The sequence below is a fragment of the Microcystis sp. LEGE 00066 genome (assembly GCF_015207925.1).
Classification (GTDB): Bacteria; Cyanobacteriota; Cyanobacteriia; order Cyanobacteriales; family Microcystaceae; genus Microcystis; species Microcystis ichthyoblabe_A.
The window spans coordinates 1-12,253 of record NZ_JADEVX010000132.1 but is presented as its reverse complement, the minus strand read 5'-3'; the positions used below and the strand labels follow the sequence as shown (position 1 = coordinate 12,253).

Here is a 12,253-nt window from a genome sequence, read left to right as displayed (position 1 = left end):
GGGTGTGGGGTGTGGGGAGAATAAGTAAAAATAATCTCCTGCCTCCTGACTTCTGACTCCTGACTCCTGCATCCTGCCTCCTGACTCCTGACTCCCCAGACTACTGATAACTGATAACTAGATTATTTAACGGCTAATACTTGTTCATCGAGGAAATCGTAGCCAGTTCTTTCTAATTCGAGAGCTAATTCTTTACCGCCACTGGTGACAATGCGCCCATCGTACATAACATGAATAACATCGGGTTCAATGTAGTTGAGCAGACGCTGGTAGTGGGTGATAAGTAAAAAAGCGTTATCGGGGGTAGCTAATTGATTGACTCCCTGGGCAACAATTCGTAAAGCATCGATGTCTAAACCGGAGTCAATTTCATCGAGGATTCCTAAAGTGGGTTCTAATAAGGCCATTTGGAGGATTTCATTACGTTTTTTCTCACCACCGGAGAAACCTTCGTTTAAACTTCTGCCAAGAAAGCTAGGATTCATCTGGACAACTTCTAGTTTTTTCTCGACTAATTCCTCAAAGTCAAAACTATCTAATTCTTCCGAGCCTAGATGTTTTTGTCGGGCATTATAGGCAACGCGAAGAAAATCGAGGTTACTAACGCCGGGGATTTCTAAGGGATATTGGAAAGCGAGAAAGATACCCATAAGCGCTCGTTCATCGGGTTCTTTGTCCAAAAGGTTTTCGCCTTTATAAATTATTTCTCCCCCAGTTACTTCATAATCGGGATGTCCGGCGATTACTTTGGAAAAGGTGCTTTTTCCTGAGCCATTGCGTCCCATAATTGCGTGGGTTTCCCCTGCTTTAATTTCGAGGTTAACTCCTTTAAGAATCTGATTTCCGTCAATACTAGCGGTCAGATTTTTTACCGATAAAATTACTTCACTCATGAGATGTTTTTGTAGAACAAAAATATTAGTTTTTGGGGTTGACGGCGAATCATCAATCGATGGATAAATTGTCTTAGCTTTTGGTGGGTTACGGCTATCGCCTAACCCACCCTACTTTACTGATTATCCGACGGTTCCTTCTAGCTTGAGACTGAGGAGTTTATCGGCTTCGGCGGCGAATTCCATCGGTAATTTACTGAGGACATCCTTACAGAAACCACTGACTAACATAGAGACAGCATCTTCCTCGGAAATACCCCGTTGTGCGAAGTAGAATAATTGGTCTTCACCGATTTTAGAGGTAGAAGCTTCGTGTTCTACTTTAGCACTGTTGTTATCCACCTGAATATAGGGAAAAGTGTTAGCTTCGGCATTATCTCCAATCAGCATAGAATCACACTGGGAGTAATTTCTTGCTCCCTTGGCTTTCGGTCCCATTTTCACTAAACCGCGATAACTATTTTGGGAGTTACCCGCAGAAATTCCCTTAGAAATAATCGTACTCTTGGTGTTGCGGCCAATGTGAATCATTTTCGTACCTGTATCGGCCTGTTGTTTGTTATTAGTTAGGGCAATTGAGTAGAATTCCCCGACGGAATTATCGCCGACTAAGACACAACTGGGATACTTCCAAGTAATTGCCGAACCAGTTTCCACCTGCGTCCAAGAAATCTTAGAATTAACTCCTTTACACAGACCCCGTTTAGTGACGAAATTGTAAATACCTCCCTTACCATTGGCATCGCCAGCGTACCAATTTTGTACCGTCGAATATTTAATATCCGCATTATCGAGGGCGACTAATTCCACGACGGCGGCATGAAGTTGATTACTATCGTACATCGGAGCGGTGCAACCCTCTAAATAACTTACCGATGCCCCTTCTTCAGCAACAATTAAAGTTCTTTCAAATTGTCCCGTCTCACCGTTATTAATCCGAAAATAGGTGGACAATTCCATCGGACAGACGACACCTTTGGGGATAAAAACAAAGGAACCATCGCTAAAAACGGCAGAATTAAGAGCGGCAAAATAATTATCACCCACGGGAACCACACTGCCGAGATATTTCTGCACTAAGTCGGGATGTTCCTGTAAAGCTTCCGAGATAGAACAGAAAATAACCCCTTGTTCTGCTAGTTTTTCTTTAAAAGTTGTGGCGATAGAAACGCTATCAAAGATAGCATCGACGGCGACGTTAGAAAGGCGTTTTTGTTCCGAAAGAGGAATGCCTAATTTTTCAAAGGTTTCGATTAAAGTGGGGTCAACTTCTTCAAGACTGTTGAGTTTTGCTTTTTTCTGTTTGGGTGCAGAGTAGTAGATAATATTTTGATAATCAATGGCAGGATAGGAAACGTGCGGCCAACTGGGTTCGGTCATCTTTTGCCATTGATGGTAGGCCCGGAGACGAAAATCGAGCATGAATTCCGGTTCCTTCTTTTTCGCCGAAATTAGGCGAATAATCTCCTCATTCAAACCGCGAGGGATGGTTTCCGATTCGATATCGGTGATGAAACCGTACTTGTAGGGTTGGTTAACGAGGTTTTTAACGGTGGTTGCACTCATGGGGGTTAGTGTTCTCTATACGCGGGAGGCAGTTAAACAACAATAAAGTTGTTTAAATTGATTATATAATAGATTAACAACAAAGCTGTTGTCAAAGTCACGGAAAATTTGAGAGGATGCTGATAAACCTCTGTTATTCAAGTTACTCTGTAGGGGTAATTGGCCGCTCCTTGACCCTCAGCAATTGTACGCTAAAGCCTCTGTTTTTGGTATCATGACCACGACTCAACCCGCCTCGACGAAAGACGATATTCTGCAATATTTGCTCAAAAACGGTCAATCTACTGCCCAAGACTTGGCCGAGGAGTTAAGCATTAGTCCGCAAGCGACGCGACGCCATCTTAAGGATTTGGAGGGGGAAGGACTGATCGAATATTTTGCGGTACAAAATAAGATAGGACGGCCTCAGCACATTTATCGTCTCAGTCGTCAAGGTCGTAGCCGTTTTCCCCATAATTACGATAATTTCGCCGTTTCTTTCCTCAATACTCTCGTGGAGACGGTAGGAGAGCAACAGGTGGGGGAAATTCTCAAAAAACAGTGGCAACGCAAAGCGGCAGAATATCAATTGCGCCTCGGCAAGGGGTCTTTAGGGGAAAGAATGAGAAAATTGCTGGAAATTCGCCAAGAGGAGGGTTATATGGCAGAATTAGTGGCACTGGAAGCAGAAAATAGTTATATCCTGGCCGAGCATCATTGCGCTATTGCTGAGGTCGCCGGTTCCTATCCCAGTATCTGTGGCCATGAATTAGAAATGTTTGCCATGCTACTTCCCGATTGTACGATCGAACGGACTCACTGGATCAATCAAGGTGAGCAACGATGTGGTTATCTAATTAAGTGCAAGGGTTGACAGAAAAAGATTAGAGATTTTCCTCTGTATTTATGCCCAATTCCCGCAGTTTAGCCGCTAATTTTGCGGATTTCTGCCTTTCCTGTTCAACTTGGGTTTCTGCCTGTTGTGCCGCTTCTGCGGGAGTAGGTACTAATTCCCCTTCGGGGGTAAAATAGCGCAATTTATTGGCAGATAAACCCAAATATAAGCCTAATTGTTGACTCCAGATCCGTCCCTGAGCATTGGGGGTAATCGGTTGATATTGACCGCTAATTAGAGTAAATCCTGCAAATTCTAAGCTTTCTGGGTCAAACCAAAAATAATCGGGAGTGCGAAATATATCCTGATAAATTTGTTTTTTCTCCTCTCGGTCAACTTTGGCGGTACTATCGGAGAGAATTTCGATAATTAAATTGGGATATTTGCCCTCTTCTTGCCAAACTACCCAACTTCTGCGGTTGGGGTTGGGATTTGTCCCCAAAACCACGAAAAAATCAGGACCACGGCAGAATTCTGACTTTTTCTGGTTAGGACTGTAATAGATAGTTAAATTGCCGGCGGCAAAATAATCTTCTCGCTCGCGCCACCACCATTCTAAACACTGAATTAATAAAATAATTTGTTGTAGATGTAGGTTACTTTCCAAAGGGGGTTCATCACTCCAAAATTCGCCTTCTGGGAAGATTATCTCAGGGTTTACATGGGACTCCACTAGGGGTAAGCTTTGAGCGATAGTCATGGTTTATCCAACAGAGATAAGTAGGGAGGCACAATTATTTGTAGGATGGGTTAGCGGTAGCGTAACCCATGCAGGCGTTGGGTTTCATGCTTCAACCCAACCTACGTTCATCTTATATTTAATTCCACCCACCCACTTAGGTTGATATTTAATTATAAATTACAGCCTTCTCTCATCAAGATAAAGTACAAGTGTATTGGATATTATCCCTAGACTACCCCGAAAACCAGAGACTTTTTACCTTACCTAACCCGCACCGCTGCCCAATAAAAATAAACTTAACAGGGTGCCACCATTCCAGAGACTATGAACCAACATCGAGGATAATAAATTTTTCGAGCGGGTGTAAACAAAGCCAAGAACACAACCTAGGACGGTTAAAGGCAGCACTTCTGACAAATTTTGGTGAGCAAGGGCGAAAATCAAACTACTAAGAGCAATCGCACCCCAGACAGGTAGATAACGAGTCAAAGAAGCTAGTAAAAAGCCGCGAAAGACAATTTCCTCGAAAAAAGGAGCGGCAAGGGAAGCAGTAAAGCCAAAACAGAGCAAAGCGAAAGTATTCTGGGATTCTAGGGCTAAAGTCAGCAGCGGGTTACTCCCCCCTTGTCCTTGCCAAATTAGTTGATTGAGCAAAGAAACGATAATAACCAGGGGTAAAGCGATGAAATAGCCGGCTAACCCCCAGAGAAGCCAAGGACTAAAGAGGTTAAAACGAAACCAATCGGGAGGTAAAGGGCGAAAAGGCTTGATCGCTAGATATAAAACCGATAAACTGCTGACTGTTAAGGCTAAATAACTAACTACAACGTATATTGCTTTAGCTTCTAGGTTAAATTTTTCGGGGTTGAGACTCAAGAAACTCGATAAAATCCCGAAAATTACCGGTAAAACAATTTGTCCGACGAAAAAGAAACCGATAATTATTCCCCACCAGAGGGTTTCTCCTCCCCACTTAGTTTGCCAAGCGAGACTATCATCTAAAAAGAGCAGCGCTCGCCGTTTGCGGAGCAGCCACTGCACTAATAAAAAGACCAACAGCACAACACCGATTAAACCGCCGATAAGAGGCAAGAAAGCCAGCAAACTTAGTTTAATTAAGGCATTAGCCGCCACTTCACTCTGTTCTTCCTCTAAAGCGAGTAAATCCTCTTGACGATTTTCGAGACTATATAATTTTTCCAGAATGGTATAACGAAACCATCCTTGAAAATTGCGCTCGATTCTCGCTTCAGCATCGGAGGCAATTTCGGGGGGTTCACTGTACAATCCCTCTAACAGCAGCGCATTTTGTAAAATAGCAGGTTTATAGTTCTCAAATTCTGATTTTTCCTTGATATCTTGCCAGATTTGCCTTGCCGAATCCAAGTCACCTTGACTAGCTTGAATAAGACTTAATCTTAGTTCTAAATCCTTTAAGAAGTTGATGTCGCGCTCAAGGGATTTTTTTTGTTCGGGACTAACTGCTGATTTTTTTAGTTCGGTGATTGTTTTTTTGGCACTTTTCTGGGCTGATAAATACTGTTCCTCGGCGGTGCTGTAGGGGTCTTGACCGATCAGGGAAGTTTGCATTAATTTAAGATTAGCAAATTCCTCGCTATTAGGGTCAGCATCGCTGCTGAGAGTCGTGACTTGTAGGTTGAGATTGGTTTGATATAGTTGAATATTCGATTGGATTTGGGGCTGATTAACACTAGAAATTAAAGCTGTAACCACTGGAGTTAAAGCAATAATTGTTAAGAAAAAAGCGATCGCTTGTTTGAGACTTTGCCAGGGGAGTTTTTTTGAGAAATTATCAAACATGAAAATAGTTAAGTGGGAGTTAGAGGTTAGCTGATGGGGTTTTAGGGTTTTAGGGTTTTAGGGTTTTAGTTGAAATTCCCCTATTCCCTATAGGTAGGTATTAAAAATTGTCAGATACCCCCCTTATCAAGGGGGGATTAAGAGGGGATCTATCTTCAATTTAATTATAACTACTTACCCTAATTATTAACTAATTACTTGAGAAAAAAGATTTTCGTATTGATCCAAAGTCTTTTCAAAGGCATAATTTTCTTCCGCGTATTGTCGTCCTTTTTCTCCTAGTATAGTTGCTAAATCTGGGTTTTTGTATAGCTTTAAAATAGCTGTAGCTAATGCCTCCGGATCTTCAGGATTAATCACCAAACCACCACCACTGCGCTCGATCGCCCTAGCAGCAGTTCCAGCGGCGGGAACAGAAGCAATAATAGCACGACCACTAGCTAATAATACCTGAATTTTGGACGGCATATTAAAGGAAATAACGTTATGTTTTTGCATCACCATACCCACATCGGCGGCGGCTAACATTTCTGGTAATTTTTCCCGGGGTTGAAAGGGTAATAAAAGCACATTACTGGCCCCCTGTTGTTTGCGATACTTTTCTAGGCGATCAAGTGCCTCTTTTTTACCAACAATTACCACTTGAATCTCAGGAATATTAACTAAGTGAACTGCGGCATCGATTAAAGTTTCCAAGGGTTGAGTTAGGGCAATATTGCCAGAATATAAAACAATAAATTTGCCCTCAAGATGATTTTCTTGACGGAAATAATTCTTGTTTTTCGGCAGAGGTTTAATAAAGCTGACATCCACCCAATTAGGAATTTCAATAATTTTCTGACTCGGCACATTTTTAGTTAGAAGGTTTTTGGTAAAACCATCGGCAATAACCGAGATTTTGCTGGCAGTTTTGTAGGCAAATTTTTCGAGACCACTAAAAACCTTAATCATTTTCTGATTAGTTAATAATCCCACATGAACTGCCGCATCGGGCAGAATATCCTGCAAATTTAGAATAATCGGCGCCCCATATAATTTACTCAATAAAGCGGCAGGAACGCAAACGGGTAATCCGGGTACAGTTAAGAAAATTATATCGGGTTTTTCACCCTTGAGAGCCTGAAAGAAACTCAAAAAAACAAAGCTCAATTCAAAGAAAATTCGATTTTTTAAACTTCTTTGGGGACGCGCCCAGACGTAGGAACGTTGAATTTTAACACCATTTCGTTCTTCTTCCAGATAGATTTTTCCTCGGTATTCGGGATCGATTTCACTATTAGGATACCAAGGAAAAGCCGTCAAAACCCTGACTTGATGACCTCTTTTAACCAATCCTTCCGCCAATTCTGTCATCAGGGGAGCGATGCCGATCGGTTCGGGATAATAGTTATAAGAATAGAGCAAAATTCGCATAGGGATGGCAATTTGGTTGGGCGATTCAGTTTCATGATTTTATCAATAGTTACTGGTTTTTTGACAAATCAGATGCGCTTTTGTCAGGGATTACCCTAGAAAGAGGTGAGGATTAGCGGTGAGAGATGCCGAAAAAAGGGGCAATTGGCTGCTAAATTAATCCTCAAAACCCATAACTATTCCCCCTTACCCCAGCCTCAATACTGACCCTTATTTTTCGCGTACCCGGTGGCCGATATCACGACGATAATAGATGCCCTGAAAGTGTATCCTTTTCACCGATTGATAGGCAAGTTCGATCGCCTGATTAAAATTAGCCCCCATAGCAGTGACACCCAAAACCCGGCCGCCATCGGTGAAGATATCGCCGTGTTTTAAAACCGTGCCGGCGTGGAAAACGATCGCTCCTGCGGTTTCGGCTGCCTTAATTCCCGTGATTAACTGGCCTTTTTCGTAGTGGTCGGGATAACCGGCAGAGGCAGCCACCACACAAACGGCACTACCGGAGCGCCATTGTAAAGAGGGGAAATCAGTTAATTTTTGTTGAGCGCAAGCCAGCAGCAGCGGTGCCAGGGGAGTTTCCAGTAGGGGTAAAACCGCTTGGGTTTCGGGATCGCCAAAACGACAGTTAAATTCAAGAACTTTTGGCTCTCCGGCAGGGGAAATCATTAAACCCGCGTAGAGGACTCCCCGATAGTCAATGCCGCGTTTTTGCAGGGTGGCGACGATGGGGGCGAGGATGTCTCGGTCCACCGCTTCGATAATGGCGGCGGTGGCTATGGGTGCGGGGGCATAAACTCCCATACCGCCGGTATTTTTGCCGGTATCGCCTTCACCGATCCGCTTGTGATCTTGGGCGGGTAGCAGGGAACGAAAACTGATCCCATCGGTGAGGGTGAGGATAGACACTTCTTCCCCTTCTAGGAATTCTTCCACCACGACTTTAGTAAAGCCACTGGTAAAAAGATCATCGATCGCTTCTAGGGCCATATCTACGGTTTCGGCGACAATCACCCCTTTTCCTGCGGCTAATCCGTCGGCTTTCACCACGATGGGCGCTCCTTGCTCTCGGATATAAGTTTTTGCTAATTCTGCATCGGTAAAGGTTTCGGAAGTGGCGGTGATAACTCCGGCTTCGTTCATTAATTCTTTGGCCCAGGATTTGCTCGATTCAATTAGGGACCCGGTTTGTGTGGGGCCAAAAACCGCTATTTCCTGGGCCAGAAGATGATCGGTAATGCCGAGGGAGAGGGGATATTCTGGCCCGACAACCACCAAATCGACGCTATTTTCCTGGGCAAAACGGCTAATTTCAGCAAAATCCTCCATTGCTAGGGGGATATTTTCACATTGAGGTAAAATTGCCGTTCCCCCATTACCTGGAATACAGAACACTTGTTCTACTTGAGGCGATTGTAGGAGTTTCCAAGCTAGAGCGTGTTCTCGACCACCACTGCCGATAACGATAATTTTCACGGATAGACGCAGCCTAAATGACGATGGTTTAATTATCCCCTAGCTCCGCGACCCCATTGGCTAGAAGTTGAGATTACTTAACTTTTTAATCCTCGCTCCCCACCTGTTGAGCAATAACCCTAGTCCTAGTCCTACGGAGGTGATCAGATAATACCAAATTTCTAAATCCATGACAGACATCCACGCTCGAATGCTTGCCAAGCTTGCATTCGTTGTGACGCAAATAAAGAAAAATGGTATAAGTAGCTGGTTATAATTAAATTAAAAATGGATTTTAGGTTCGATCCCCCCTGCCCCCCTTGATAAGGGGGGTGTCTGACAACTTTTAACGCCTACCTACTTAACTGCTGTAAAGGAGTCAATTGTGATTAGATAGTAGATGCTCCCTTCTTAGGCTGTCCCTATTTTGGGTCATTCTACGCCATCGAGTTGGCTCTCTCGGACATTGGCTGAAAAATATTCACAATATTAGATTATGGGCGCAAGCAGTTCGATAAACTCACTGATCACGTTGCGTCCCTACATGGCACCAGATCTGATTGAGAGAGCCAAGAAGAATCGATTTTATCTGATCTAAGTCCCCGTTAAACCTCAATCCATCTTTCAGATTATTCGGAATTTACTCCTAAGTATTTTTATTGTCTATGCCCTGTCATTTATCCCTGAATCAACTAGCTCAATTATTGTCCTTACAAGATAAAGCTGACATAAGTTTTAGTCCCGATAGTTTAGTATCTGGCATTAATACCGATAGCCGCAGTATTGAGTCAGGACAAGCATTTTTAGCCTTAAAAGGTGATAATTTTAATGGTCATGATTTTATCGATATGGCTATCGCAAGAGGAGCAGCGGCCTTGATTGTTGATCAGCCAGTGTCGGTAAATTACTCTAGTAATATTCCCGTATTCCTAGTTAAGAATACCCTAAAAACTTATCAGCAATTAGCCCATTGGTGGCGGAATCAATTTACTATACCCGTGATTGCTATTACAGGATCGGTGGGGAAAACCACCACTAAAGAATTAATCGCTTCCGTATTAGCAACCCGGGGAAAGGTACACAAAACCCTGGCTAATTATAACAATGAGATCGGAGTGCCGAAAACTCTCCTCGAACTGGATGAAACTCACGATAGTGCCGTAATCGAGATGGGAATGCGGGGACGGGGAGAAATTGCCCTGCTTGCTCAAATCGCCCAACCGACCATCGCAGTGATTACGAATGTGGGAACCGCTCACATCGGTCGTTTAGGGTCGGAATCGGCGATCGCAGAGGCCAAATGCGAGTTATTGTCCGAGTCTCCTTCTAGTAGTATAGCTGTTCTTAACTACGATCACCCTTTACTTACGGAAACAGCTAAACGGGTATGGCAGGGGGAAACAATTACCTATGGCTTCTTTGGCGGCGATATAGTCGGGGAATTACTGGATTTAACTACTTTACGAGTCAATGGACTAGATTTTAACTTACCTTTATCCGGTCGTCATCACGCTTTAAATTTTATGGCAGCCTTGGCTGTAGCAAAAATTTTAGGCATCGATTGGACTTCTTTGCAACAGGGAATTAAGGTTAATTTACCCAGTGGTCGGGCCAAACGTTACCAATTAGAGCCAGATATCCTACTCCTCGATGAAACCTATAACGCCGGTCTAGAATCAATGTTAGCGGCCTTGGATTTACTGAAAGCTACCCCCGGTCAGCGTCATCTTGCTGTTTTAGGCACGATGAAGGAGTTAGGGTCTTTTTCGGAGCAATTACATCGCCAAGTCGGTGAGAGGGTGCAAAAACTAGGCATAGATCGCTTGTTTGTCTTGGTGGACGACCCCGAAGCTAAGTTTATTGCTGAGGCCGCTACTGGGGTCGCTTGCGAATGTTTTCAAACTCACGCAGATTTAATTAATCGTTTAAAGGAAGTGATCGATTCAGGCGATCGCATTTTATGCAAGGCTTCCCATTCCGTCGGTTTAAATCGGGTGGTGGAGGAGTTAATCAGTGATATTGGGAGTTAGGGAAGAGATGTTAGAGAATAGAGCATTTTTTAGCAAGAATAGCCGATTAAAAACAGTTTTTTCGGGTATTTTAACGCTAATTTTCTTTTTTTCGGCCGTGCAAGTCTCTTTTGCTCAACAATCGAGACGACTGGAGACTTATCTCCCAGATCTCAGTGGTTTAGCTTGGGTGGAAGCGGATATTTTTCTAGGGGTTCACGATGCCAAAAATAAGGGCAAAAAAAGTGATCCATCTCAAGCAAGACTCAGTCTTTTACAGCTACCTACGCAGGAAAAACCGCTATTATGGCAGGTTTTAAGGGTAGATTGGCCAAATCCAGAGGGATTGAGTAACGATCTCGAAAGTATTACTCATATCCCAGAAACTAATTTGTTTTTGTTGGCTGAAAGTGGCGAGAAAAAACCTTTTCAAAGACTATTTTTATTAGCATACAGCCAGCAAAAAGTCAAGCTAGTTGAGCAAATAAATTGGCCGATCGCGGTGGAAAATGTAGAGGCGATCGCTGTTAGTCGTCAAGGCGATCGTTATCTATTTATCTACGCAGAACGGGCCGATAGTCAAGAGAGTACAAAGATTCGCTGGACGGATATCTCGCTCAATCCCTTAAAATTAGGGGAATTTCAGTCGGTAACTTTTCGGAGTCCTTTTGGTAGTGGTAAAAATATTCGCCTCATCTCCGATTTAGCCGTAGATAAGCAAGGTAATATCTACATAGCTTCTGCTGACGATCCAGATAGTGCGGGAGTGTTTAGAAGTGCTGTTTACCGTATTGGTCAAGTTACAGCCGATAATAGCCTAATTCTTGCCCCTAATCCCCAAAAAATTGCAGAAATCGACGGATCGAAAGTGGAAGCGGTGACTACCAGAGAATCTCCTAGAGGTGAAGTAGAAGTCTTTATCGGTACGGATGACGAGAATTATGGCGGTTTTCTGCGACCTTTGCTCTTAGATAATTAGGGTTTGCTGTACTGAATTTAAACTGCCTATGAGAATTTTTAGTACAAATGCTCGAACTTTCTCTCCTTGCTCCCTTCTCTCCCATAATTACTCGCAGCTAGAAATCCGCTAGACCGCAGCATAATTTGTGCTTTTTGTCAAAAAAACTTTTTTTTTGCAATAAAACTACACAAAAAAAAGATCATCGTTATGGGTGAAATTGACTCATTTACCTGTCTTAATTAGGATCACCTTCTAGGTGTAGCAAGGGTTTCAGACATTGCTGGCCAAAAAAGCACAGAACAACCCATTATGAAATTCAGTAAAATCGCTGTAACCAGCATAACATCGTTGTTAAATAAAAATCTTTCTCAATTAATTCTTAAGAATTTGTAAATATTGCGGAATGTTAATTTAAATATTCTCAAGTTTTTGGAGTCAATAAATAATTTTTGCTTATCTTTGTCCAACATTGGGTTAGGAGACAGTATTCAGTTATCAGTTATCAGTTATCAGATGTGAGTTTTTAGTTTATTGTTTACTGAAAAAGCTCCCCACACCCCACACCCCACACCCTTACAC

Annotated in this window: 9 protein-coding genes; 3 read left to right on the top strand and 6 right to left on the bottom strand. The window is 42.9% G+C overall.

The window, feature by feature from the left end:
* Positions 1 to 122 precede the first annotated feature (122 nt).
* On the bottom strand, positions 123 to 893 hold the full coding sequence (sufC, locus tag IQ224_RS16640) for a Fe-S cluster assembly ATPase SufC (RefSeq protein WP_002747749.1): 771 nt from the start codon (positions 891 to 893) through the stop codon (positions 123 to 125).
* A gap of 123 nt (positions 894 to 1,016) precedes the next feature.
* Entirely contained in the window at positions 1,017 to 2,459 is a 1,443-nt protein-coding gene (gene sufB / locus IQ224_RS16635; protein WP_002747747.1) for a Fe-S cluster assembly protein SufB, read from the bottom strand.
* A gap of 214 nt (positions 2,460 to 2,673) precedes the next feature.
* On the opposite strand from sufB, the gene sufR reads away from it, so the two are divergent.
* Complete coding sequence (gene sufR / locus IQ224_RS16630; RefSeq protein ID WP_002747744.1) at positions 2,674 to 3,312, top strand: iron-sulfur cluster biosynthesis transcriptional regulator SufR; 639 nt, start codon at positions 2,674 to 2,676, stop codon at positions 3,310 to 3,312.
* Positions 3,313 to 3,322: 10 nt separating this feature from the next.
* Here the strand turns inward: sufR and IQ224_RS16625 are convergent, their stop codons facing one another.
* The 4 genes from IQ224_RS16625 to purD form a co-directional block, all read right to left on the bottom strand.
* Positions 3,323 to 4,033, bottom strand: coding sequence for a Uma2 family endonuclease (locus IQ224_RS16625; protein WP_084990101.1), 711 nt, complete (start codon positions 4,031 to 4,033; stop codon positions 3,323 to 3,325).
* A gap of 246 nt (positions 4,034 to 4,279) precedes the next feature.
* Positions 4,280 to 5,836, bottom strand: coding sequence for a type II CAAX endopeptidase family protein (locus tag IQ224_RS16620; protein WP_194033238.1), 1,557 nt, complete (start codon positions 5,834 to 5,836; stop codon positions 4,280 to 4,282).
* A 186-nt stretch (positions 5,837 to 6,022) separates the two neighbouring features.
* Positions 6,023 to 7,249, bottom strand: coding sequence for a glycosyltransferase family 4 protein (locus IQ224_RS16615; protein ID WP_002747966.1), 1,227 nt, complete (start codon positions 7,247 to 7,249; stop codon positions 6,023 to 6,025).
* Between the two features lie 210 nt (positions 7,250 to 7,459).
* Positions 7,460 to 8,725, bottom strand: coding sequence for a phosphoribosylamine--glycine ligase (purD, locus tag IQ224_RS16610; RefSeq protein ID WP_002747967.1), 1,266 nt, complete (start codon positions 8,723 to 8,725; stop codon positions 7,460 to 7,462).
* Positions 8,726 to 9,369: 644 nt separating this feature from the next.
* Between purD and murF the strand changes: the two genes are divergently transcribed.
* Entirely contained in the window at positions 9,370 to 10,734 is a 1,365-nt protein-coding gene (murF, locus tag IQ224_RS16605) for a UDP-N-acetylmuramoyl-tripeptide--D-alanyl-D-alanine ligase (RefSeq protein ID WP_002747970.1), read from the top strand.
* Between the two features lie 7 nt (positions 10,735 to 10,741).
* Complete coding sequence (locus IQ224_RS16600; RefSeq protein WP_036402662.1) at positions 10,742 to 11,692, top strand: hypothetical protein; 951 nt, start codon at positions 10,742 to 10,744, stop codon at positions 11,690 to 11,692.
* Positions 11,693 to 12,253 lie beyond the last annotated feature (561 nt).